18 protein-coding genes are annotated in these 24,533 nt (G+C 71.9%); 3 read left to right on the top strand and 15 right to left on the bottom strand.

Annotated features, from left to right (window positions below; all coding sequences use genetic code 11):
• Positions 1 to 92 precede the first annotated feature (92 nt).
• The 12 genes from tagH to tssB all read right to left on the bottom strand — a co-directional run bounded on the left by tagH (position 93) and on the right by tssB (position 15,443).
• The gene (gene tagH / locus bpln_RS19410) at positions 93 to 1,817 is read right to left on the bottom strand and encodes a type VI secretion system-associated FHA domain protein TagH (protein ID WP_055139719.1); all 1,725 of its coding nucleotides are present in this window, start codon (positions 1,815 to 1,817) and stop codon (positions 93 to 95) included.
• Positions 1,814 to 2,389: a DUF6931 family protein gene (locus bpln_RS19405; RefSeq protein WP_208459483.1), complete on the bottom strand. Its 576-nt coding sequence runs from the start codon at positions 2,387 to 2,389 to the stop codon at positions 1,814 to 1,816. The genes tagH and bpln_RS19405 overlap by 4 nt, the downstream gene beginning before the upstream one ends.
• Positions 2,386 to 4,275, bottom strand: coding sequence for a type VI secretion system tip protein TssI/VgrG (tssI, locus tag bpln_RS19400; protein WP_042627037.1), 1,890 nt, complete (start codon positions 4,273 to 4,275; stop codon positions 2,386 to 2,388). Before tssI ends, bpln_RS19405 begins: the two co-directional genes overlap by 4 nt.
• Before the next feature lie 153 nt (positions 4,276 to 4,428).
• Entirely contained in the window at positions 4,429 to 5,409 is a 981-nt protein-coding gene (locus bpln_RS19395; protein WP_055139718.1) for a TcdA/TcdB catalytic glycosyltransferase domain-containing protein, read from the bottom strand.
• Positions 5,410 to 5,491: 82 nt separating this feature from the next.
• On the bottom strand, positions 5,492 to 8,278 hold the full coding sequence (tssH, locus tag bpln_RS19390; protein WP_055139717.1) for a type VI secretion system ATPase TssH: 2,787 nt from the start codon (positions 8,276 to 8,278) through the stop codon (positions 5,492 to 5,494).
• A 111-nt stretch (positions 8,279 to 8,389) separates the two neighbouring features.
• Positions 8,390 to 9,448: a type VI secretion system baseplate subunit TssG gene (tssG, locus tag bpln_RS19385; protein ID WP_055139716.1), complete on the bottom strand. Its 1,059-nt coding sequence runs from the start codon at positions 9,446 to 9,448 to the stop codon at positions 8,390 to 8,392.
• Positions 9,448 to 11,337, bottom strand: coding sequence for a type VI secretion system baseplate subunit TssF (gene tssF, locus bpln_RS19380; RefSeq protein WP_055139715.1), 1,890 nt, complete (start codon positions 11,335 to 11,337; stop codon positions 9,448 to 9,450). The genes tssG and tssF overlap by 1 nt, the downstream gene beginning before the upstream one ends.
• Positions 11,338 to 11,343: 6 nt before the next feature.
• Positions 11,344 to 11,847 (bottom strand): type VI secretion system baseplate subunit TssE, encoded by a 504-nt coding sequence (gene tssE, locus bpln_RS19375; RefSeq protein WP_042627032.1) that lies wholly within the window; start codon positions 11,845 to 11,847, stop codon positions 11,344 to 11,346.
• A gap of 28 nt (positions 11,848 to 11,875) precedes the next feature.
• Positions 11,876 to 12,688, bottom strand: coding sequence for a type VI secretion system accessory protein TagJ (locus bpln_RS19370; protein WP_052498385.1), 813 nt, complete (start codon positions 12,686 to 12,688; stop codon positions 11,876 to 11,878).
• 124 nt (positions 12,689 to 12,812) lie between these two features.
• Positions 12,813 to 13,304 (bottom strand): Hcp family type VI secretion system effector, encoded by a 492-nt coding sequence (locus tag bpln_RS19365; protein ID WP_244486984.1) that lies wholly within the window; start codon positions 13,302 to 13,304, stop codon positions 12,813 to 12,815.
• A 101-nt stretch (positions 13,305 to 13,405) separates the two neighbouring features.
• Positions 13,406 to 14,872, bottom strand: coding sequence for a type VI secretion system contractile sheath large subunit (tssC, locus tag bpln_RS19360; protein ID WP_208459484.1), 1,467 nt, complete (start codon positions 14,870 to 14,872; stop codon positions 13,406 to 13,408).
• A 49-nt stretch (positions 14,873 to 14,921) separates the two neighbouring features.
• Positions 14,922 to 15,443 (bottom strand): type VI secretion system contractile sheath small subunit, encoded by a 522-nt coding sequence (gene tssB / locus bpln_RS19355; RefSeq protein WP_042629222.1) that lies wholly within the window; start codon positions 15,441 to 15,443, stop codon positions 14,922 to 14,924.
• A gap of 442 nt (positions 15,444 to 15,885) precedes the next feature.
• Between tssB and bpln_RS19350 the strand changes: the two genes are divergently transcribed.
• The 3 genes from bpln_RS19350 to bpln_RS19340 are packed head-to-tail and all read left to right on the top strand — an operon-like array spanning position 15,886 to position 19,201.
• A complete protein-coding gene (locus bpln_RS19350) occupies positions 15,886 to 16,863 on the top strand; it encodes a FecR family protein (protein ID WP_244132075.1) in 978 nt (325 codons plus the stop codon).
• The gene (locus tag bpln_RS19345; RefSeq protein ID WP_055139712.1) at positions 16,860 to 17,780 is read left to right on the top strand and encodes a c-type heme family protein; all 921 of its coding nucleotides are present in this window, start codon (positions 16,860 to 16,862) and stop codon (positions 17,778 to 17,780) included. The genes bpln_RS19350 and bpln_RS19345 overlap by 4 nt, the downstream gene beginning before the upstream one ends.
• Positions 17,777 to 19,201 (top strand): serine/threonine-protein kinase, encoded by a 1,425-nt coding sequence (locus tag bpln_RS19340; protein WP_055139711.1) that lies wholly within the window; start codon positions 17,777 to 17,779, stop codon positions 19,199 to 19,201. The genes bpln_RS19345 and bpln_RS19340 overlap by 4 nt, the downstream gene beginning before the upstream one ends.
• 63 nt (positions 19,202 to 19,264) lie before the next feature.
• Here the strand turns inward: bpln_RS19340 and bpln_RS19335 are convergent, their stop codons facing one another.
• The 3 genes from bpln_RS19335 to bpln_RS19325 form a co-directional block, all read right to left on the bottom strand.
• Positions 19,265 to 20,689 carry an FHA domain-containing protein gene (locus tag bpln_RS19335; protein ID WP_055139710.1) on the bottom strand — a complete coding sequence of 475 codons (1,425 nt, stop codon included), beginning with the start codon at positions 20,687 to 20,689 and terminating at the stop codon, positions 19,265 to 19,267.
• Between the two features lie 279 nt (positions 20,690 to 20,968).
• A complete protein-coding gene (locus bpln_RS19330; RefSeq protein ID WP_148654092.1) occupies positions 20,969 to 22,705 on the bottom strand; it encodes a hypothetical protein in 1,737 nt (578 codons plus the stop codon).
• Positions 22,706 to 22,961: 256 nt separating this feature from the next.
• On the bottom strand, positions 22,962 to 23,906 hold the full coding sequence (locus bpln_RS19325) for a dTDP-4-dehydrorhamnose reductase family protein (protein ID WP_042627025.1): 945 nt from the start codon (positions 23,904 to 23,906) through the stop codon (positions 22,962 to 22,964).
• Between the last annotated feature and the right edge of the window lie 627 nt (positions 23,907 to 24,533).

Genomic DNA, 24,533 nt, shown 5'->3' with positions numbered 1-24,533 from the left:
GGTCGATCAAGGGTTCGTGATGCGTCGCGCCGCGGCTGCGCGGGCAGCCATGGCGGCGCGCGGGGTCGTGCGGATCGGTGCGCCGCGCATGCTCAGCGGCGCGGCTTCAGGCGCGCGAGCTGTTCCTCGTAGGCGCGCGCGAACGCGTCGCCGAACAGCCGCCGGAAACATTCGTCGCGGTTTCTCGTCAGCGCCTCGAACTGCTCCCTGTAACGCTCCCAGTGACGCGGCCGCCCGCCGAGCGGCAGACGCCGCGCGCCGCCTTCGGCGTCCTGCTCGATGCGGGCCGGATCGAATTGCGCGAGCAGCGAATCGAACGCCGAGCGCACGCCGGCCAGCATCGCCATCTGGTGATGGCGGATGTCGTCGGCCGCGTCGACGAGCGCGGCGTGGCCGGCCAGGAAGCCGTTGTCGGGCGGCGCGAGCAGGCGCCGCACGGCCTCCTGCGCGGTGGGCGCGAACTTGAGCGGGTTGTTCTCGCTGCGCTGGATCAGCGTGGCGGGCAGGCGGAAGCTGTTCTTCAGCTCGGCGCGCGCGCGCAGCACGTCCATCATCGCGTCGACGGCGATCTCGAACAGCGCGGGCAGCTCGGCGGCGGGCGTCGAGGGTGCCGGCGGCGCGGCGGATCGGGGCGGTGCCTCGGGCGGTTCCGCGGGCAACGACGCGGCGACCGATGCCGGCGATGCGTCGCGGCGCGAGGTCGGGGCGGGCTCGACGGACGACACGGGGCGCGTGGCGGGCTCGATGTGCGGGTCGGGGCGCTGCGGTGCCGGCGCCGGCGTCGGCGACGCCGCTGCCGCCGCCTCGCTCGCGGCGATGTCGTGCGCGACGTCGGGCGCCGACCCGGGCTCGGGCAACCAGTCAGTCCATCGAGACGGGGACGGCAACGCCTGCGCGACGTGCGCGTCGGTGGCGGATGCGGCGTGCGTCGCCGGTGACGGCGAGCCCGTAGCGGCCCCCGCCTCGTGACGCGACGCATCGCTTTCGCGGCCCTCGCCCCGCCTCACGGGAGTCGGTACCAACGGCACGCCGTCGGCACGCGCCCCGGCTTCGCGCGGCACCACCCGGCTGCCCGTCGCGTCCCAATCCTCGGGCAGGAGCGGCGCGCCGGGGCGCGCGGCCTCGACACGCGGCGGGCGGAACCGGTCGGCCTCGGCCGGCGTGTGGTTCCAGCCCGGCTGCGCGGGCGCGGCGGCCGGCGTCTCGTCGAAACAAGACGACGGCGCATCGAACAGCGCGAGCGGATCGAGGCTCGCGCCCGGCACGGCCGCGTCGCGCGCGCCGGGGATCAGGCCGTCCGGGCGCCCCGCGTCGCCGGCGCGATCGCCCGGCGACGCCAGCAGCGGGCCGAGATCGAGCGGATCGCGGTTCTCGCCGATGGAAGGCAACGAGGCCGCGCCGCCCGCCTCGCGAGGGGCGGCGGCAAGATCGTCCGCAGCCGCGCCGGCCTCGCCGCGCCCGCGCCCGGCCGTGTCGTCCCGGCGCCCGCTCGTCTCGCCGCCGAGCCGCACGTCGATCTCGAACGTGTCGATCTGCAGCCGATCGCCATGCCGCAGCGCGGCGGGGTCGCCCTTGCGCAGCGGCGCGCCGTTCAGCAGCATGCCGTTGGTGCTGCGGTCCTCGACGAAATACAGCCCGTTCAGGTAGCGCACCAGCGCGTGCAGGCGCGACACGCCCTCGGCGCCGAGCACCCAGTCGCAGTCGTCGGCGCGGCCGATGCTGCCGTCGCGGCAATCGAACACGCGCTCGCGCCGGCTGCCGAGCCGTTCGGCGCGCTCGCCCTGCACGGCCAGGATCAGGCTGGGTCCGCTGTTCATCGAAGTCCTCCGTCACCACCGTTGGGAATGCCGAGCAGGCCGAGCGCGTCGCGCACGAACGCCGCCCGCCGCGCGTCGAACCGCTGCGGCGCGCGCGCCGCCAGATAGTTGAGGGCCGCCATCGCCGCCAGCGCGCTCAGATGCGCGGGCGGCGGCGTGGGCCGTTCGTGGCGCGGGTTCAGGTGGCCGCCGCTCCAGCCGGCCGCGGCGGCGGCCCACGCGCCGATGCCGCGATAGCGGTGCGCGCTCGCGAACGCGGCGGCGGCCTCGCGGCGCGCCTCGTCGGGCTCGCGCACCCAGGCCTCGGCCAGCGCGAGGCCGGCGCGGTCGGGTCCGGCGAGCGTCTCGACCTGATCGGCCGCATCGTGCGGGTCGCGGCTCGCGCACTGGCACACCCAGGCCACCGCGTAGCGATGCGGCAGCAGCCGCGCGAGCAGGCTCAGCGCGTCGGCCGCGAGGCCCGCGTCGAGCAGCGCCGAGACGGCCGCGTGCGGCGTCATCGCGGGCTGCAGCCGTGCCATCGCGGGCGCGCCAAGCCGCATCTGGCGCGCGGCGTCGAGCAGCGCGCTCACAGGATCATCGGCGCCGCGCCGCCGAGCACCGCGGTGGCCGTACCGATCAGTTGCAGGTTGGTGGACTGCACCAGGCAGTCCGCTTCGGACAGGATCTCCATCGCCGCGATCGAACTGACGTTCAGGTTCGCCTTCGAGTTGATCTCCATCGCGAGGCCCGAACTCAGCGTCACGTTCAGGTTGCCGTTGATCGTCAGGTTGGTGCCCTCGATCGCGATCTCGCCGCTGCGGTTCATCGTGATGCTGGCGAGCCCCGTCACGAGCCGGATCTGGTTGCCGGCGGTAAGCGTGTAGTTGCGGCCCACCTGCACGTCGTGGTCGTGCTCGGACTCCTCGCGCAGATCCTTCTGCGCGTGGATCAGCACCTGCTCGGCGCCCTTGCGGTCCTCGAAGCGCAGCTCGTTGTAGTCCTCGCTGCCGCCGCCCTGGTGGCTGCGGCTCTTCACGCCGCTCCGGGTCCGGTTGTCGGGCAGGCTGTAGGGCGGCATGTTGTCGGCGTTGTAGACGCTGCCGATCACGAGCGGGCGGTCGGGATTGCCGTCGAGGAAGCTCACCACCACCTCCTGCCCCACGCGCGGGATGAACTGCGCGCCCCAGCGCTTGCCGGCCCACATCTGCGCGACGCGCACCGGGCACGAGTTGGCGGCGTGCGGCTTGCCGGGGCGGCTCCAGAAGAACGTCAGCTGCACGCGTCCATATTTGTCGACGGCGATGTCCTCGGGCGTGTCGCCGGCCACCACGGCCGTCTGCAGGCCGGCGATGCGCGGCCGCGGCGTGACCGGCATGGCGCGGAACGGCTGGCGCGCGCGGATCGCGCGGAACGCGCAGTGGAACGGCGGCTCCGCGTCGTCGTCGCTGCCGCCGCCCGTGGCGTAGTCGGGCTCGACGAGGCGCGTCTCGGTCTCGATCACGAGGTATTCCTGGTTCGCCTCGGCGAGCGGGAAATCCTTGAGCCGGAACAGCGCGCCGGTGGCGAGCCCGTAGGCGTCGGTGTGGCCGTGGCTCGCGGCGAGCGGCACGTTCAGCGCGTCGGCGCGCACCTGCGCGTAGCGCTGGCCGTCGGCGAGCTTCTGGTCGTAGCCGACCGTGTCGTAGGACCAGTCGTAGCCGTCCAGGCCGTCCACGCCCGGCGCGTCGTCCTGGTCGGTCAACGCCTCGGTGGCCACCAGCGAGGCCTTCGGCTTCAGGTAGTCGTAGTCGTCGAGTTGCACGCGCGTGGTGTTGACGGTGCGCGCGGTGTGCCAGTCGCTGATCGAGGCCTTCATGCGCTTGCCGCGCTCGGTGGGCGGCGCGTAGGGAATCTGCTCGAAGCCGGGCACGCTCGCGTGCGCGCCGAGCGCGTCGGCCAGCACCATGGTGTGCGTGCCGTCGGCGTGCGTGAAGAAGTAGTAGATGCCTTCCTGCTCCATCAGCCGACTGATGAAATCGAAGTCGCTCTCGCGATACTGCACGCAATACTCGCGCGCGGGATAGCTGCCGCTCAGGCTCGGCTTCACGTCGCCGTAGCCGATCTCGCCGAGCACCGACTGCACGATCTGCGGCACCGTCATGCCGCGATAGATGCGGCAGTCGCGGCGCCGCGTGGCGAGCCACGGCTTCGGCACCAGCGTGAACGCGTAGACGGCGTAGCGCACCCCGTCGATGTTGACGAAGCCGCGCTGCTCGGCGTCGCGCACGATGCCGTTGAAGTAGCGCGTATCGCCCTGCGGGCTCACCAGCCTGACCGTCATCGGCGTGGCCAGCAGCGCGCGCAGTTCGACCGCGGCGTTGCGGCTGATCGCTTCGAGCCGGTACGTGAACAGCCGCCCGAGCGCCTCGCCGGCGGTCAGGTTCGAAAACAGCAGGCTGCTGCCGAGCTTGGAACTGAGCGTGATTGCGTGAGCCATGACGTGATCGCGGAACCTCGTTGCGTGGCGAAAGACCATGTTTCCGGCGCGAAAAACGCGCCCTTCGCCAGTCAAAACGCACGGGCACCGCGATCTATTCCGTCGTCGCGCGTGAAAAGAATCGGGGCCACGCGCGAGCCGCCGAACCGCGCATCAGAGCCAGTCGTGGAAATAGCGATCGCGCACGTGATGCATCGGGAAATACCAGTGATCGCGCAGGTCGAGCTTGCGCTGGTCGCTGAACTCGTCGCCGTCGTGCTTCGCGGCCTCGCGCGCGCGGTTGAAGCCGGTGCTGTCGGCGGCGGCGGTCGGCCCCGTCATCTGGATCGTGCTGCTGCGGATGCTGTCGAAGTAGGCGCCGCGCATCTCGTCGTCGCGCCTGAGCTTCGTGAAGTTGCCGGCGATCAGCTTGCGATAGGCCTTGAGCCCCTTGCTGCCGGCGTGGCAGGCGATGATCGAGTTGCTGATCTTCGGCGCCATCTGGCCGTTGAAGCGCTGCTTCCACCACGCGTCGCTGTTCCAGTCCTGCTCGGTGACGCCGTTGGCCCACAGCGCGCTGACGGCCGAGAAGCGCGGATACGACTGATGGCAGATCAGCTCGCCGAGCGCCGAGACGCAATCGACGTCGGTATCCACGTAGATGCCGCCGTACTGGAGCAGAATCTCGATGCGCAGGATGTCGCTGGCCGAGCCGAAGTTGGCGCCGCGATTGACGAGTTCCTGCCGGTAGATCGCCGCGTTCTTGCCCGTCTTCAGGTCGCGCTGCACCTCGCTGAGCGTGATGCCGTTGGCGCGGCAGAAATCCATGATCGAGTTGATCTGCCGGAGGCGCAGGCCTTGCAGCGCCTCGCCGCGCTGGTCGAAATGGCTCGCGAGGTAGCGGATCGTTTCCGCGTCGCCGCCGCTGCCGAGCCGCTCCGCCACCGCCTGCCATGCCTCCTTGCTCACGCTGCCGCCGTGTTGCGCCTTCACCTGGCGGCGGCGCTCGCCCGTGAGCAGCTGGTTCGCGTCGATCCACAGCCGGATCTTCCAGTCGGGGTTGTGCCTCACGAAGGTCGTGATGCACTCGCGGTTGCGTTGCGGGATGTCGCCGCCGATCCAGATGATGTGGATCACCTTGGGAATGGCCTTCATGATGGGTTGCTCCTGATGCGAACGAACGGTCGGGCGGCGCCGGCCGCCCGTTGGAAAAACCAAGAAAGACCGACGCGAGGCATCAGCCGGCCGGTAGCGCGGCGGCCTCGGCGGCGGCCGTGGAAAGCGCGTCGTGCGCGTCGAAGCGATACGCGAAGTCGCCGGCCTCGATGCCGACGCTCACGCGCGCGATCTCGCCGCCGTCGATCATGCGCGTGAGGAACGCGCGGCTGATGGCGGGCAGCATCGTGTTGGTCAGGATCGCGTCGATCATGCGGCCGCCCGATTCGCTCTCGGTGCAGCGACTCACCACGCGCTGCACGACGGCTTCGTCGTAGTCGAACGGCACGCCATAGCGCGCCGCCACGCGCCGCCGGATCCGCTCCAGCTGCAGCGTGACGATGCGCGCGAGCATCGCCGGATCGAGCGGAAAATACGGAATCGCGACCAGCCGGCCCAGCAGCGCGGGCGGAAACACGTCCAGCAGCGGCGCGCGCAGCGCCTGCGCGAGTGCCTCGGCATCGGGCATCAGCTCGGGATCGCGGCAGAGCCCAGCGATCAGGTCGGTGCCGACGTTGGTGGTCAGCAGGATCAGCGTGTTGCGGAAGTTGATCGAGCGACCCTCGCCGTCTTCCATCACGCCCTTGTCGAACACCTGGAAGAACAACTCGTGGACGTCCGGGTGCGCCTTTTCCACCTCGTCGAGCAGCACCACCGAGTACGGCTTGCGCCGCACCGCCTCGGTCAGCACGCCGCCCTCGCCGTAGCCGACGTAGCCGGGCGGCGCGCCCTTCAGCGTGGAGACGGTGTGCGCCTCCTGGAACTCGCTCATGTTGATCGTGATGAGGTTGTGCTCGCCGCCGTAGAGCGCCTCGGCCAGCGCCAGCGCCGTCTCGGTCTTGCCCACGCCCGAGGTGCCCGCCAGCAGGAACACGCCGATCGGGCGGTCCGGATTGTCGAGGCCGGCGCGCGAGGTCTGGATGCGCTTCGCGATCGCCTCCATCGCGTGATCCTGGCCGATCACGCGCGCGCGCATCAGGCTCGCGAGGTTCATCACGGTCTGCAGCTCGCTGCGCACCATGCGCCCGACGGGCACGCCGGTCCAGTCCGCCACCACGGCCGCCACGGCCTGGTGATCGACGCCCGGCAGGATCAGCGGGCGCTCGCCCTGCAAATCGGCCAGTCGCGCCTGCAGTTCGCGCAGCTCGGCCAGTTGCGCGGCGTGGCCGGCGGCATCGTTCGCATCCACATCGACATCGACATTGGCGGCCACATCGACATCCTTCCCGGCGTCAGGCGACACGTCCACCGCCACCGCCTCGCCACGCAGTTGCGCGCGCAACGACAGGATCCGCTCGATCAGCACTTTCTCGCGCTCCCAGTCCGCTTCGAGCGCGGCGAGCCGGACATGCTGCGCGTCGAGCGCGTCGGCCACGCGCGCCTCGCGCGCCGCCACCTCCACGCCCACGCGCTTCTCGCGCGCGACGATCGCGCGCTCGGTGTCGAGCGCCTCGATCCGCTTGCGCGCGTCGTCGATCTCGGCCGGCACCGCGTGCTGGCTGATCGCCACGCGCGCGCAGGCCGTGTCGAGCAGGCTCACGGCCTTGTCGGGCAGCTGCCGCGCCGGGATGTAGCGATGCGAGAGCCGCACCGCGGCCTCCAGCGCCTCGTCGAGGATCTGCACGCGGTGGTGGCGCTCCATCACGGCCGCCACGCCGCGCAGCATCAGGATGGCCTTCGCCTCGTCGGGCTCGTCCACGGTCACGGTCTGGAAGCGCCGCGTCAGCGCCGGATCCTTCTCGATGTGCTTGCGGTACTCGGCCCAGGTGGTCGCGCCGACGGTGCGCAGGCTGCCCCGCGCGAGCGCCGGCTTCAGCAGGTTCGCGGCGTCGCCGGTGCCGGCCGCGCCGCCCGCGCCCACCAGCGTATGGACCTCGTCGATGAACAGGATCACGGGCCGCGGCGAGGCCTGCACCTCGTCGATCACCTGCCGCAGCCGGTTCTCGAACTCGCCCTTCATGCTGGCGCCGGCCTGCAGCAGGCCGATGTCGAGCGTGCGCACCTGCACGTCGCGCAGCGCGGGCGGAACGTCGCCGCGCGCGATGCGCAGCGCGAAGCCCTCCACCACGGCGGTCTTGCCGACACCGGCCTCGCCCACCAGCATCGGATTGTTCTGGCGGCGCCGCATCAGGATGTCGACCACCTGGCGGATCTCGCCGTCGCGGCCGACGATCGGGTCGAGGCGGCCCTCGCGCGCCTGCGCGGTCAGATCCACCGTGAACTGCCTCAAGGCCTGCCCGCGCCCGAGCGGCGCCGGCGCCAGCGCGCCGCTCGCCTCGCCCGGCCCGGCGGCGGCGTCGGCCCGGAAGCCGTCGGTCGCGCCGAGCGCGTCCTCGGGCGAGCCGGCCACGATCCGCGCGAACGCGTCGGCGAGCGCCTCGGCCTTCAGCTTCGCGAACTCGCCCGACACCGCGTGCAGCGCATGGCGCAGATGCCGCGTGCGCAGCATCGCGACCAGCAGATAGCCGGTGCGCACCTGCGTCTCGCCGAACATCAGCGTGGCGAACACCCAGCCGCGCTCGACGGCCTCCTCCACCTCCGCCGACAGATCGGAGATCGCGCTGCTGCCGCGCGGCAGCTTCTCCAGCGAGGCGGTGACGTCGCGCGCGAGCCGCGCCGGATCGACCTCGAAATGGCGCACGATGCGATGCAGGTCCGAGTCCTGCAACTGCAGCAGCTGGTGAATCCAGTGCGTGAGTTCGACGTAGGGGTTGCCGCGCAGCTTGCAGAACACGGTGGCGCTTTCGATACCCCGATAGGCGAGCGCGTTGAGCTTGCCGAACAGGGCGCCGCGACTGATCTCGGCCATGATGTCAATCCTTTGGAGAGTGTGGCGGCCGCGGCGCGGCCACCGGTTCGAAACGAAACGATGCACACGACGACCGGTGAGGCGAACCCGGCATCGGCATGGCGGCGCGGTTCATCCGAGCGGCGCCACCACGACCTGGTCCGCGTCGGCGGGCTGCGGGTAGCGGCCCATCCAGCTGTTGAAGCCCATCCGCCCGGCACGTCCCAGGTGCATGGCCGGCACCGCCTGCCGCTTCAGCACCAGCTGCACGTCCCAGCCCTTCTCGTCGCCGGCATAGAGCCGGACCGCCGCGACCAGTTCGTCCAGTGCCTCGCCGCCGGGCAGGAAGCGATTGAACTCGCTCAGGCCCAACGGCCCGAGGCGCAGCCGGAAGCGCTGCTGCGCGCCGCGCACGTGGGCGCCGAGCGTGGCGTTGCGGCCCATCGCGGCCATCGCGCCGCCCATCCTCAGACGGGCATCGTCCGGCAGCGTCATCCAGCCGGGCACGAACTCGATCACGCTCACCGGCACGCCGAAGTAATGCTCGACGAAGCCCTTGAGCCCTTCCGCGTTGCGCGCCTGCGGCACCAGCCGGCCGGCGAAGAAACGCTTGTAGCGGTCCGGCAGCGCGTCGCGCGCCTCGAGCCGCGGCGCGGCGATGCCGATCAGCGCGCCGAGGTAGGTGCGAAAGCGGTCCTGCTCGGGCCGGTCGTGCTGCACGGTCGGCTGCGCGTCGGCCCAGGCGCGGTAGAACAGGCTCAGCATGCGGTGATGGAACACGTCGGCGAACGCCACCAGCGTGGCGTCCCTGGCGTTGCGCTGGCGGTCCACCGCGTGTTCGGTCAGGTGCAGCGGCAGCGGCCCGTTCGGCCCGAACAGCCCGAGAAAGAGGCCGTGCAGCCGGGCCGGCGCGCCGCCCTCGCCCGGCTCGAAGCGTTCGATGCTGCGCGCCGGGAATTCGAGCGAGGCCGCGTGCGCGAGCCGCACCGCGTCCTCGGCCGGCCGCGTCGACTGCCCGAAGCGCGGACGCTGCGGATACGCGCATTCGAGCCGCCGCATCGCCTCGAAGAACTCGAAATCGAACGGCCGCTCGCGCAGCGCCGCTTCGAGCGCGCGGGCCGCGGGCGGGCGCGGATCGGACGCGGGCGCGTCTGCCGATGCCGATGCCGGCGGTGTCGATGCCGTCGCCATCACAGGATCGGACGCTTGCCGAGCGTCGCGGGCCATCGGGCCACCTCGTTGCGTTCGAGCGTGCGCAGCACCGTCTCCGTGAACGAATTCAGCGAGACGTAGCGCGCGAAGAAGTGTTGCAGCACCGAGCCGAGCAGGAACGCGCTGCTGCCCTCGAACGCGGCGTCCGCGCAGGTCAGCGCGATCTCGAGCCCGCGCCCGTAGGTGACCGGCCCCGGCACCGGCACGCGCCGCGTGACGGGCCTGGCCACCACCTGCCGGATGCCCTCGATCTGCCGGCGCGCGGCGGCGTCGAACTCGTCGTGATAGAGCCCGAGCATCTCGCGCAGCGAGGCCGCGCCCTGCTCGCCGTCCTCGTCGAGCAGCGACAGGTAGTTCAGTTGCAGATGGCTGATCAGCCGCCATGCCGTCTCGCCGGTGGCGGTGGGCGCGCGCGGGCGGGTGGGGCCGGCCACGCAGCGGATCGACGCCACCGGCGCGTCGGTGTCGAGCGTGAAGTCGGTGTGGGACTTGCCCACCGGCATGTGCAGCGGCAGGTCGCGATTGGTGCAGAGCAGCTTCAGGCCGAGCTGGCGCAGCGTGGTGGCGTACGGCGCGTCGTGGCTGTCCACCAGCGCGATGAAGGCTTCGCTGCCGACGTAGCTCGAACGCGGGCCGCGCTGCTGCTGGCGCGTGGAGAGCAGGCGCGGCTCGCGGCGCAGCGTGTAGAACGCGGCCTCGCCGCCGTGCCAGCTGCGCGAGGTGCTGTCGTAGAACGGCACGAAGCGCTGCTCGGGCTCCTGGCGGTCGCCGTAGCCCTGCACGTCGAGCACGCTGTGAACCTCGAAATCCATTGGCCGCGTGCGGTCGCCGAGCACGTGGTACTCGGTGCGGCCGGCCTGCAGGTGGATCCGGTCGGCGCGCCGCTCGAACAGGTTCGCGGCTGGCGCGCAGAACAGCCGGAAGTTGCCCTTGTCGATCGCGTTGTGCAGCCGCGCGACGCCGCGATCGAGCCAGACCACGATCTCGAAGGCATGGCCGCGCGCGCGGGCGAGCGGCGCGCGCAGGCCGGTGAACTCGACGAAGCGGAACCGCTCGGGGCAGGCGAAATACTCCTGCAGCAGCCGGTAGCCGCTGAACGAGCGGCCGCCGGCGGGCAGCATCGCCTCGTGCTCGTCGAAGCCGGGCGTGCGCAGCGCCGCCGCGTCGTAGTGGGTCTCGACGAATTCGCCTTCGGTGGCCGCCGCCGTGCGCACCGTGTAGCCGGTGCCGTTGGCGAGCAACTGCTCGTGGAGCAGGCCCGGCAGCTCGTCGGCGCCGGCCAGGTGGATCGGCAGCGCGTCGAGCGCGAGCATCTTCGCCTCGACGCCGGCCAGCGTGCGCAGCCGCAGCCGCAGGCCGGCGCGCGCGGTGCGCCCGCGCGGCGGCACGAGCCCGGCCGCGGCCAATGCAGCCGGCGTCTCGAAGTAGCGCGCCTCGGCCAGCTCGATCGGCCAGAGCGTCAGCGCATGCGCGGTGCGGTATTCGCAGGCGGTGCGGTCGCCGAAGCCGGTCAGGCTGCGCAGCACGGTATGGCGCGCCACGGCATGGCCGCCGGGCGGCAGGTCCTCGGTCGCGTCGGGGTGCATCTGCACCACCGCCATCGACGGGATCGGCGCGAGGTAGTGCGGGTAGACCATCTCCAGCAGATGCTGGGTGAACACCGGGTATTGCGCGTCGAGCTTCAACTGCACGCGCGCGGCGAGGAACGCGAAGCCTTCGAGCAGCCGCTCGACGTAGGGGTCCGCGCATTCGAAGCCTTCCAGGCCGAGCCGGCCGGCCACCTTCGGATACGCGCCGGCGAACTCGGCGCCCATCTCGCGCACGTGTTGCAGCTCGCGGTTGTAGTAGCGGAGCAGACGAGGATCCATGGCGATTCAACCCAACAGTGACGAGACGCGGAACTCGCCGGTCTCCAGATCGAGATCGGTGCGCAGATAAAGGCCGAGCGGCATCGGCTGCGCCCACATCTCGGCGTCGATGCGAAAGCTCAGCGCGCGGCCGTCCATGCGCGAGGCGTCGGCGCTGACCGTCACCTGCACGGTGTCGGCGATCAGGCGCGGCTCGAAATCGAGCAGCGCGGCGCGAATCCGGCTCTGCAGCTCGCCCGCGTCGATGCCCGACAGCGCGCTGCCGGCCAGGTCGGGGATGCCGTAGTTCAGCACCGAGTCGCCGACCTGGTCGAGGCCCGCCAGCGCCTCGTCTTCCCACTGGCGCGTGCAGTTCAGCAACGCGGCGATGTCGCGCGTCACGCACTCGCGCAGCCTCGCGGCGGTGATCACGCGCTGCTCGCGGCTTTCCTCGGGCTCGGCCGGCGCGAGGTCGGTGAGCCGGTCGAGCAGCGACGGTTGCAGGCGTTCCTGCGGCGTCAGTTCGGCCATGGTGTCGGCGCTCCCGTCGGGTTCGGCTTCAGCGCGCGTCGATCGTGATCGAGCGCACGTCGAGCAGCGGATATTCGGCGCGGTCGGTCACCAGCATGCGCTGGCCGCGCCCGGTGAAGCAGTCCTCGCCGTGCTCGGTCCACGAGGTGCCGGCGGCCAGCGCGAGATCGGCGATACCCGAGCGCTCGCTGCCCGCGTAGCGGCACGGCACGAAGCCGACCGATTCGGCGCCGCTCAGCCAGACGATCCGCACCGGCGCCCAGATCTTGTCGCGCAGATCGGCCGGCGCGTCGAACGTGAGCGAGCGCAGCTGCGAGAACGGCACCCAGACGTAGCCGCTCTTCAGGATCAGTTCGAGGCACGGGCCGAAGCGCGGATCGGCATCGGCGAGCCAGTCGAACGGCTCGCCGTCGATCGTGCCGGCCACCGTCTCGGCCGCGTCGAACGCGGCCGCGCGCAGCTCGAGCGCGGCCTTCACGCGCCGCTCGGTCAGCGCATGCAGCGACCGCAGCAGCGAGGCGTGCCAGGCGGCCGGCTCGCCGGCCAGCAGCGGGCTTTTCGCGCCCGCCAGCACGGCGTCGCGCTCCAGTTCGCCGCGCAGCGCGAACGCGTAGGCGGTGGCCATCGGCGCGTTGCCCGCGTCGAGTTCGGCGGCCACCTTCAGCTGATGGCCGGCACGCTCCCAGTCGCCGTGGATCGCCAGCAGCTGGAACAGGAACACGCGCAGCGCCGCGTCGGCGGGCCGGCTGCGCACCTCGGCCGACAGCGCGCGCAGCGCCTCGTCGAGTTGCCCGTTGGCGAGCAGCGCCGCCGGGCGGGTGATGGCGGGAGTCAGGTTCACGTCGGCGATTCCGTTCAACGGGGCGCGGGCCGGGCGCGGCCGGCGTGCGGCCTGCCCGGACGGGTGACGCCAGGCGGCGGCGCCGGATGCGAGGGGAAGCGGCGCGAGCCGCGCGCGGTGACGCTCACTGCTTCGCGACCTGCTGGATGTCGTAGGTGAAGTCCTTGGTGCCGCCGTTGGCCTTGCCTTCGTCGTCCTGCGGCTGGAACGAATACTTGAACTTGCCGAAGTGCAGCGTGATGTTCTCGGTCAGGCGTTCGTCGCCGCCGGTGCCGCCGGTGGACACCGAGGTGATCAGCACGCCCTCGCTGAGCTCGATGGTCAGGAAGTCGGTCTGCTGGCCGGTGGCGTTGGTCACGTAGAGATAGGCGTTGTCGACGCGCGCGCCGGTGCAGCAGGCGTTCAGGATCGCGTTCGAGCAGCTGTCGACGTACTTCGTGATGGTGATGTCCTGGATGTTGGCCTTGCCGCCCGACGCGTAGCCGGCGCCCGTGTGCAGGTTGCCGGTGTTGCTGACGCCCCACGACCACGCGATGATCGGTACTTCGTTCTTGTGCTTCGCGTGGTTGGACGCGCCCTGGATCGTGACCGAACCGGAGCCGAATTTCAGGTGCATGTCGAATGCCATAGTTACCTCTGCTCGTTACTGGTGAATGTGCTCGCCGATCCGACGAACGTTGGGAGCCGGAGCGCAGCCCGCTCCGGCGGGTTCTCGCGTCAGGCCGCGTGGCCCGACGGCAGGCGCGACACGAGGCGCAGCGACACGGTCAGGCCTTCCAGCTGGTAGTGCGGCTTCAGGAAGAACTTCGAGGTGTAGTAGCCGGGGTTGTCCTCGACTTCCTCCACCACCACCTGCGCGGCGGCGAGCGGCTTGCGCGCCTTGGTTTCCTCGCTGGAATTCACCGGGTCGCCGTCCACGTAGTTCATGACCCAGTTCGACAGCCAGCTCTCCATCTGCTCGCGCGTGCTGAACGAGCCGATCTTGTCGCGCACGATGCACTTCAGGTAGTGCGCGAAGCGGCAGCAGGCGAACATGTAGGGCAGCCGCGCCGACAGGTTCGAGTTCGCGGTGGCGGCCGGATCGTCGTATTCCTCGGGCTTGGCCACCGACTGCGCGCCGATGAACGCGGCCACGTCCGAGTTCTTGCGATGCACGAGCGGCATCAGGCCCATCTTGTCGAGCTCGGCCGAGCGGCGGTCGGTGATCGCGATCTCGGTGGGGCACTTCATGTCCACGCCGCCGTCGTCGCTCGGGAACGTATGCACGGGCAGGTTCTCCACCGCGCCGCCCGACTCCACGCCGCGAATCCGCGTACACCAGCCGTACAGCTTGAACGAGCGGTTGATGTTCACCGCCATCGAGTAGGCCGCGTTCTGCCACGTGTACTTGCCCGAATCGGCGCCCTCGGTGTCTTCCTCGAAATCGAATTCCTCGACCGGATCGGTCTTCGCGCCGTAGGGCAGGCGCGCCAGCGTGCGCGGCATGGTCAGCGCCAGATAGCGTGCGTCGTCCATCTCGCGCAGCGAGCGCCAGCCGGCATAGTCGGGCGTGGTGAAGATCATCGAGAGGTCGCGCGGGTTGGCGAGCTCGTTCCAGTTCTCCATGCCGAGCAGCGTCGAATCGGCCGCCGAGATGAACGGCGCGTGCGCCGCCGCGGCGACCTGCGAGATGCCGCGCAACAGTTCGACGTCCTGAGGACTGTGGTCGAAGTAATAATCACCGATCAGGCAGCCATACGGCTCGCCGCCGAGCTGGCCGTATTCCTCTTCGTAGATGCGCTTGAACACGGGGCTCTGGTCCCATGCCACGCCCTTGAAGCGCTTCAGGTTGCGGGCGAGCTCCTGCTTCGACACGTTCATCACGCGGATCTTCAGCATCGGATCCGTTTCCGAGTTCGTGACGAGATGGTGCAGCCCGCGCCACGCGCCTTCGAGCTTCTGGAACTCGGCGTGGTGCATCACGCGGTTCAGCTGCTCGCCGAGCTTGCGGTCGATCTCGGCCACGTAGGCGTTGATGGTCTGCGCCACGTCGTCGGAGACGATGTTCGAATCGCGCAGCACCTGCTCGGCGAGCGTGCGCACGGCCGCCTCGACTTCCTCCTTCGCGCGCTCGTTCTTCGGCCGGAACTCGCGGTTCAGCAGGGCCGCGAAATCATCGGCCCCGGCCGTGGCCGCCTGGGCCATATCGGCCCGCGCGGCCGGATCGAATTGCTGCTGGCTTGCCATGGTCTGCTCACTCCTGTCCGGGTTCGGTGTCGGCCGCCTTCGGCGCCGCGCTCAACGACTGCAGCAGCGCCGGGTCCTTCAGCGCCTGCGCGATCAGCTTCTCCGCGCCCGACTTGCCGTCGAGATAGGTGCCGAGGTTCGCCAGCTGGGTGCGCGCCTCCAGCAGCTTCGCGAGCGAATCGACCTTGCGTGCGATCGCGGCCGGCGAGAAGTCGTCCATGCTCTCGAACGTGATGTCGACCTCGAGGCTGCCCTCGCCCGTCAGCGTGTTCGGCACCGTGAAGTTGACGCGCGGCTTCATCGACTGCATGCGGCTGTCGAAGTTGTCGACGTCCACCTCGAGCGCCTTGCGTTCCTCGATCGGCGGCAGCTCGCCCGCGTTCGCGCCAGACAGGTCCGACATCACGCCCATCACGAACGGGATCTGCACCTTCTTCTGCGCGCCGTACAGCTCCACGTCGTACTCGATCTGGACGCGTGGCGCCCGATTGCGCGCAATGAATTTCTGACTGCTCTGCCTCGTTGCCATGCGCTGTTCCTCCGGGTGCATAGGGTTTCGGAAATCCGACGAGCCGCTGGACCGGCTGCCCTCGCCGTCCACGACCACAGAACAGCGCGATGTCGCGATCTATTCCACGGCGGCGGTGTTTTCGCGGGGCCCGCGATGCCGGCAGCGGCTGCCGGCGCATCGGGTTCGTCATCGTCGTCGCAAGCCAGAACGGCTCGCGGCGCGCGAATATTCCGTGGCGGGCGGCACAAAAACGTTTTGTTACGAATTCGCCGTGACGCGGTGAGCGACGAGCGTTTCGATGACGGCGCTTCGGAGGACGTAGCAGTCGCGACGCGCCGCGCGAGCGAAGCCACGGCAGGCGATTCGTGGACGACGCGCGGAATAAACACGCGGCGCCGATCGTTCAGCAGGTATCCGATTCCTGTCCGGCGGCGGCTTGCACGCCGATGCCTTGCACCGAATGACACGTTCACGCCTTTCGATCCGCGCCCTTGTCTCGCGATGCGTCGCCTCGCTGGCCTTGCTCGCGCTCGCCGCGCAAACCCAGGCGCAAACATCGACCCGGGCGCAGACACCGGAAGGCTGGACGCTGGTGCGCGCGACGTCGCCCGTCACGACGATTCACGAGACGGTCCGCTACCTGGCGCCCGCGGGCCGGCGCCTCGCCGTGAACGACATCGTCGAGACCGCGCCGGCGGGCGGCGCGCAGTTGCAGGACGCGGACGGCAACGTGCTCGCGCTCGGCCCCGACACGCGCGTGCTGCTCGCGCGCGGCGCGCAGGTCGCGCTGCTGCGCGGCTGGCTCAAGCTGCTGTCCGCCTGCGACGGCGCCGCCGGCTGCGCGCCGCCCGCCGTCGAGACCGAACGCACGCGCTTCGCGCCGGTCGCGCGCGGCGCGCTGGTGATCGCCGCCGCGCCGCCCGGCTACGACGCCGACGCCGCGTTCTGTGAAAGCGGCGCGGCCAGCGTGGACGCACTCGGCCAGGTGCTCGGCCGGCCGGCCCACGCGAGGCTCGACGCGCCGCGCTTCGCGCAGCGCGCGAGCACGAACCGGACGATCGCCGTGCTGCCCGGCCCCGATCCGGCCTTCGTCGCCGCGATGCCGACGGCGTTCCGCGACGCCTTGCGCGCGCTGCCGGTGCCGCCCGCGCCGCACGACGCGCCGCCCGCCTCGCGCCCGGTGGCCTACGACGACGTCGCCGACTGGCTCACCAGCACGCTCGCCGTGCGCACCGCCGCGCCGACGCGCTTCGCCGGGCGGTTCCGGCCGCGCCTGTCCGACGCCGCGTTCCGCCGCGACGTGCGGCAGCACCTCGGCGCGCTGCCCGACTGGCGCGCGCTGCTGTTCCCGCCGCCGCGCCGCGCGCCGTCGCGCGCTTCATCGGGCGCGCCGCTCGCGCCGCCCGCCGCCTATCCTTCGATCCCCGTGCGCCCATGAAACTGTCGCTCGCCATCAAGTTCAATCTCGTGTTCGTCGCGATCTTCGCGATCGGGCTGACCGCGGCCGGCGTCGTGGCCGACCGCGTGCTGCAGCGGCAGGCGCTCGACGAGACGCGCCACGACGCCGACGTGCTGATGCGCGCCGCCGAGGCGATGCAGGACTACACGGCGCGGCACGTCACGCCGCTGCTCGCCACGCAGATCCAGTATTCGTTCGTGCCCGAATCGGTGCCGGCGTTCTCGGCCATCGAGATGCTGAACACGCTGCAGGGCTCGTTCCGGAACTTCTCGTACCGCTCGACCATGCTGAACCCCACCAATCCGCGCGACCGGCCGACCGATTGGGAGACCGAGGTGATCGCGCATCTGCACGACCAGCCCGCGCTGCAGGAAATCACCGGGCAGCGGCGCACGCCGGGCGGCGAGCAGCTGCTGTTCCTCGCGCGCCCAAGCCGCATCACCGACGCCACCTGCATGCAGTGTCACAGCACGCCCTCGGCCGCGCCGCGCACCATGCTCGAGAAGTACGGCCCCGCCAACGGCTTCGGCTGGGCCATGAACGACGTGATCGGCGCCGAGTTCGTGTCGGTGCCGATGTCGGAATCGATCGCGCGCGGCCGGGCGCTCTGGCGCAGCTTCATGGAAGCGCTCGCGGTGGTGTTCGCGGTGGTGCTGGTGGTGCTCAACGTGATGGTGCATTTCCTCGTCACGCGGCGCCTGCAGGTGCTGTCGCGCGCGGCCGACGCGGTCAGCCTCGGCCAGCTCGACGACGTCGAGCTGCCCACCCGCGGCGGCGACGAGATCGCCTCGCTCGCGGTGTCGTTCGGCCGGATGCGCACCAGCCTCGTGACGGCCTTCGAGATCCTCGACGAAACCGGCGCGGCCGGCACCGCGCCGGGCGGATCGCGGCCATGACGCGGCATGCCGGGGCGCCGCCGGCCCGCATCGGCCGCTACGTGGTGGAGCGGGTGCTCGGGCGTGGCGCGATGGGCACCGTCTATCTCGCCACCGATCCGCATATCCAGCGGCAGGTGGCGCTGAAGACGATCCGCGCCGAGCTGCTGCGCGACGCGCACGAAGGCGGCGACGCCGCCGACGCCGAGCTGCCCGCGCGCTTCATCAACGAGGCGCGCGCGGCCGGGCGCCTCGTCCATCCGCACATCGTCGGCGTGTTCGACTACGGCGAGGCCGACGGCGTCGCCTACCTCGCGCTCGAGTACGTGCGCGGCGAGACGCTCGCGGCGCGGCTCGCCGCGCACGCCGGCAACGGCAGCACCATGCCGCCGCCGCGCGTACTGGTGTGGTTCGCGCAGCTGCTCGACGCGCTCGCCTATGCGCACGAGGCCGGCGTGATCCATCGCGACGTCAAGCCCGCGAACCTGCTGATCGCGCCGCGCGGCGAATGCAAGATCACCGACTTCGGCATCGCCCAGCTCGACACCGGCCGCCTCACGCAGGCCGGCATGCTGATCGGCACGCCGCGCTACATGTCGCCGGAGCAGTACGCGGGCGCGCCCGTGGATGCGCGCAGCGACCTGTACTCGGCCGGCGTGGTGCTCTACGAGATGCTGACCGGGCAGTGCCCGTTCACGGGCTCGTCGGCCGCGGTGATGCGGCAGGTGCTGGACGAGCCGCCGGCGCCGCCGTCGAGCCGCGTGCCGGGCCTGCCCGCCGCGCTCGACGCGCTGGTGCTGAAGGCGCTGGAGAAGGCGCCGGACGCGCGCTACGCGTCGGCGCGGGCGTGGCGCGGCGCCGTGCTGGCGCTGCTCGATACGCTCGCCGCGCCGCGCGACCCCGACGAGACCATCGTGGCCGCGCCGCTCGCGCGGCCCGCGCTCGCGCCGCCGCCCGAGGCTGCCGGGGCGCGCACGCTGCCGGGCGGCTGGTCGGTGGAACTGCTCGCGCAACTGGAGCGGCGGCTTGCCGACCATGTCGGGCCGGTGGCGTCGCGGCTGGTCCGGCGCGCCGCCGCGCTGGCGAGCGATTCGCGCACGCTTGCGGCGGCGCTCGCACGGCATCTGCCCGACGAGGCCGCGCGGCATGACGTCGATACGCTGCTGCAACGGCACGCGGCGGCGGGGACCGGCGCGACGGATCGCGTGCATGCGGCGCATGGCGGCGGCACGGCGGCGGAGGCGGCCGCGAGCCCCATGCTCGACCCGGCCCGGATCGACGCGGCCGCGCGGCGGCTCGCGACCCATCTCGGCCCGATCGCGCGGCTCGTCGCGCAGCGCGCGGCCGTGGGCGCCGATACGGCTACGTTTCATGCGCGGCTTGTCGATGCGCTGCCGGCGTCGGTTGACAAGGTCGCGTTCTTGCGGGAGTTGGACGCGTGAGGGCGGTGAAGAGGCGGCGTCGCGCGCGGCACGGGAGGTTGCGCGCCGCGTTGCCGTGAAGGCTCAGGGGGAGCGTGGCCGCGAGTCGGTTGCTCGAGATGCCTGGGGCGCCCGGAGGCTGGCGGCCGGCACGTCCAGCAACGCGGCGGCGCGCCGCGCGGCGCGTGCCCAGGCTTGCTCGCGGCGCGAGCGGCTCGCGCGCGACGCCAGCCATCGGCCCAACCAGCCCGTGCGTGACGGCGGTGCCGTTACGGGCGCGAGATCGGTCAGCACCTCGCGCAGCACGTCGTGCAGGGCGCGCTGGTGCTCGCGCATGCCGGCGAATGCATCGCGCAGCATCGTGCGCGCCGCTTCGGCGTGCGCGCTCGCCAGCAACAGCGTCAGCGCGGCCTCGACGCTGGTGGCGTCGAGCAGCGGGTTTGGCGCCGTGGGCCGGTTCGGCGTTGCATCGCCCGGCATGGTGGCGCGGCCCGATGCGCGGCCGTGCATCGCCATCGCGCCTTCGATCGATTCGCGCAGCAGCACGCCGGCCAGATGCGTGAAGGCGATCGCGTCGGGTGGCGTGAGCGTGGTCGGAACGATGCCGAGGCCGTCCTGTAGCGCGGACAGCAGCGCGTCGTTCGGCGTCGCGTCGGCTGCATGGCCGGCTGCCGCGTGGCGTGTGGACTCCGGCGACGGAGTGCGCGGCGCGGTGGCATCGGTGGCATCGGTGGCGGTGGCGGTGGCGGTGGCGGCAACATCGACGTCACCGGCAGCATCGACAGCATCATCGGCGACCGAGGATGGAAGCGCCGCGTCGCGCGGAGCGCCAATCGCCGGATGCGCGGCGCCCCGTGCCGGACGCATCGCCGTGTCGGCACGATCGGCGGCATGGGCGGCTTCAGCGACCCGCACGCCGACCACCTGTCCCGCGTCGACGTCGGGCATGCGACCCATCGTCGGCACATCAAACGCGTCGTCATCCGGCCTCGGTGCTTCCTCATGCGCCCGTTGCGCGGTCGCGTGGCCGATCACCGATGCCGCGCCCTCACCCGCCTCGCGCCCCGGCACGCGCACCCTCGTCGGCGGATCGAAGCCGTCCTCGTGCGGCGCGGCATCGTCATCGGCAACCCCAGCCGGCAGCGCCGCAAACACAGTCGGCTCGTCGCCGGACGACGCGCCGCGAATGCCGATCTCGATCCGATAGGTATCGATGCTCAGCGTGTCCGCGTCGCGTAGCACCGCTTCGCGCGACACGCCGAGGATGTGGCCGTTGACGAGCGTCGGATTGCGGCCCGCATCGGTCAGCCGGTAGTGGCCGTCCCGCCAGTCGATGCGCGCCTGCAGCCGCGAGATCGCGCGGCGCGGATCGGCCAGCACGACGTCGCATTCGGCGCCACGGCCGATCGTGGCGCCGGTGTCGCGCACGGCGACCGTGCGGGTGGCCGACGCGTCATGGAGGGTCAGGGTCAGGGTCAGGGTCAGGGTCAGGCCGGGAGCGGCGGACATGTCGATTTCCTCGCGAGTTCAGCGCCGCGCGGCCAATCGCTACCGCGGCGCGCCCGCCCGGGCGTCTCGCGCGACGTCACGGCGCGCGGCGACAGGCAGGCGTTCTTCGAACAGAACAGGCGAGAAAGCGCATTTATTCCCGCGCCGTCGGCGCGGGCCGGCCGGACAGCGCATGACTCGGCATACGAAACGTCGGCCGGGTGGCGGCAACGCGCGTGAAAGGTCTGGCACGACACGGCTCGCCATGATCCGCCGGGTCGGTGGGCCGCCGCCGCGCACTCACTCGTCGCGCGAGGTCTCGCCTTGCTGCTCCCGCGCCGCCGCGAACGGATCGCTGAACGCGACACCTTCGGCAACGGCCGACATCGCGGGCGGCCGCCGGTCGCGCGCGGCGAGCGTGACGACGTCCTCCGTCATGGCGCCGCGCCGCCCGCCTGCCGCGGCCGGCATGGGTAACGCGCGTTCGGACCTCGATGCCCGGGCGTTGCCCGTCGAGTCGCGGCGCGCGCCGACGAACGGCGCCGAGGCATTCCACGGCGGCAAGCCGAGGCTCGTCGCCGAACCGCGCCGCGGGCCGCCGGGCTTGTCGCCGGCATCGCGGGCCGCCGTGCCCGCGTCGATGCCCGAATCGCGCCGCGGGGCAGGCGGGCCGAGCCGCGCGGCACCGGCGTCCGCCAGCGAACCACGTCGCGAAGCGCTCACATCTGCCAGCGAACCGCGCCGCGAAGCCCCCGCATCGGCCAGCGAACCGCGCCGCGAAGCGCCCGCATCGGCCAGCGAACCGCGCCGCGAAGCGCCCGCATCGGCGAGCGAACCGCGCCGCGAAGCGCTCGCATCGGCCAGCGAACCGCGCCGCGAAGCCCCCGGCGACGGCGTCCCGCCGCTCTCGCTTCCCGTCCAGCCGCTTTTGCCCTTGATACCGCGATCGCCGTAGAAACGCTTCAGCTGCGGCTCGGTGCGGATGATGTGCCAGGTGCCGCGATCGCACATCGCGACGGGCAGCGAGGGCCTGGCCACGCGCTCGTCGATCCGCGCGCCCGGCTCCTGGTTCCTCATGTGCGCGAGATAGTTGTACTGCGGCCCGTGCTGGACCACGCTCATCCACGGCTGGTCGAGCGGCCGCCGTGGATCGACGGCGGCCACCGAGCAATTGATGCCGGACATCAGGGCGGCCTCCTGCCCCTCTCCGAGCGGCCCGCGCGCGCCGCTCATGTTGATCGCGTCGTGCATGTCGTAGTCGCCCGTCACCAGCCCGCCTTCGCGGTCGGCCGTGTGACGCAGGCGCACCAGGCTCTCGCCCGGATGATCGTGATCGACCGGCAGGTACATCCAGCCCGGCGCCTCGGGCGCCGGCTTCAGCCGCAGCGCCGACATGCCGGGCGCCGTGTGCGCGACGTAGACGCCGTCGAGCCTGCCGTCGCCGTAATGGCCGACGTAGCCGTCGAGATCGTGGCGCCGCATCTGCTCCATGCGCCGCTCGGCCTCGTGCCGGTCGACGTACACCCTGGCGAGCGATTCGGGCTTGATGGTCTTGTCGGACAGATCGTGCGGCTTCGGCCGCGCGCCGGCCGCGAGGCGCTTCAGCGTCTGCGCGCCGGCGGGCCGGAAGCTCACCGCGACGTTCATGATCCGTGCCACCTCGGCGATCGCGACCAGATGCGCGGGCAGCATGAAGGTCTCGCCGATCTCGCGTTCGACCTCGGTCAGTACGCGGCCCCGGGTGCGCCTGGCCGCCTCCTCGATGCGCCGGGCCGTTGCGTCCGACAACGGCGTCACGAACGGCGCGCTGCCGCGCCGCGGCGCACCGATCGACGCGCGCCGCTCGCCGCCCTCGGCCGGTACCGAGGCGCGGCGCATCGCTACCAGCGGCCCGAGCGGTCCGTCGCCGGCATGGGATGCCGGCCCGCCGTGGTGCGAGACCGACGCGGCGGGCAGTTCCGGGGCACCGGGCGCGCGGGGCGCGGCAAACGGGTCGATGAAACTAATGGGCGGAGCGGGAATGCGCGAGGCGGGCATGGAACGATCGACGAAGCGGACAAAAATGAAGATGAATACGAAGCTGAAGACGGACGCGGTGCGCCACGGCCGGGCGGCCTCGCGCCATTTTTCCTGATTCCCGTCGATTGTCGGCGCTTGCCGCGCCGCGCCCCTGACCGCACCGGAACCCGTCAGCCGGAATGCGAAGCGCGGCGTGCCCGACGCCACTCATCGCGATCCGTTCGGCCCGGTTCGGCGCGCGGCGCCCTGCGCGTGCCGGCGGGCCGTCGCGCCGTCAGATCGCCGGCCCGGCGCGCAGCACCTCGCGGATCGCCACGTCGAAGCGCGTGCGCCGGCCGATGCCGAGCGCTTCGAGGCGCGTCGAGTCGAGATGGCAGTCGTAGGGCCGAGGCGTCGCATCGCGCGGCTCGGTGACGGCGTTCAGCCGCGGCGCGAGGCCGAGCGCGGCACCGATCCGCGTGGCGATCTCGTGCTTGGTCATCGGCTCGTCGCCGGACCACTGGCAGAGGCCCGTCACGGGCTCGCCGGCCGCGTGGCGCTCGACCAGTTGGGCGATCACGTGCGCGACGTCGGGCGTCCAGGTCGGATAGCGGATCGCCCAGGCGTCCATGTCGGCGGGCGCCGCGCCGGGCCGCGCCGACGCGACGACGGGCGGCACCAGGCTCGTGACGGCCGAATCGCCCCAGCCGATCACCGGCCCGTACAGCAGCGGCAGGCGCAGCACGCAGGCACGCGCGGAGGCGCCCAGCAGCGCCGCCTCGCCGTCGACCTTGCTGCGGCCGTAGGCGTTCAGCGGCGCGGGCGGATCGGTTTCCCGATAGGGCGCGGCGCGGCCGTCGAACACGTAGTCGGTGGACATCGCGAGCGTCCAGGCGCCGAGCGCGTCGGCGCGTTCGGCCAGCGCGGCGAGCGCCTCGACGTTGATCGCGCGCGCGGCGGCCGGATCGTGCTCGCAGACGTCGGGCCGGCGCTCGGCCGCGCAGACGATCACGGCGTCGGGACGATGCTCGGCGAAGAAGCGGTCGAGCGCGCGCGCGTCGAGCAGGTCGAGCGGCGTCAGCGCTTCAGGGGCAAGGCCCGCGACGCGTGCGGCCGCGCGCGCCGGCGCGCCATGCGGATCGCGCACCGTCGCGACCAGCCGCCATTCGCGACGCGGCGCGAGCGCGGCGGCCACGGCGCGGCCGAGCAGGCCCGAGGCGCCGATCAGGGCGAGATTCATGCAGGAGGTCTCCGGATTACGCCCGGCAAGCAGGCAGGCCGCCATTGTGCCGCGTTCAGGCGCGGCGCCCGCGATTCGTCGGGGAACCCGCCGCGGCGCCTCGTCCCGCGCGCCGAACTTTCCGCCGTCAGCGCGCGGGCCATGAATTCCTGCCGGGCCGACCTGGCGCGGTTGCGCGCGCCCGCCGGAAGATGAGGCGTCCGGCTCCCCCTGGCCCGGGACAACGAAATCGCATCGCGGGCCGAGATCGGCACGGCGGCTCCTCAAGGGGCGGCTTGTACGGAATGACGTACGCGTCATCGCGGCTTGGTGGCGGTCGTGAACGTCGTCGATCCGGGGCGACCCCGGGCATTTTTCCCGGCCCCGACACGCGCGGCCGGGATCTGGCGGCAAGCGGTATCGCGTCCCGCAACGCCTCCCGCAAGCCCTTCCGGCAACGCCCACCCGGCGGGCGCCGGACGCGGCCCGACCCGCGCCGCTCCCGCCCCCCGCCCGCATTTTTGAGCGGCACCGCACCACAACAAGGCAAAATACGGGTTTTTCCGAGCCCGTGCCGGGCTCGCCCCGCCTGCCCGCCTCGTGCGCCGCCGCCAGCCGCGCGCCGTCGCGCCGGCAGGCCCGCTCGCG

Origin of the sequence: Burkholderia plantarii, from assembly GCF_001411805.1 — a bacterium.
GTDB lineage: Bacteria > Pseudomonadota > Gammaproteobacteria > Burkholderiales > Burkholderiaceae > Burkholderia > Burkholderia plantarii.
This window is presented reverse-complemented; position numbering and strand designations above follow the sequence as displayed.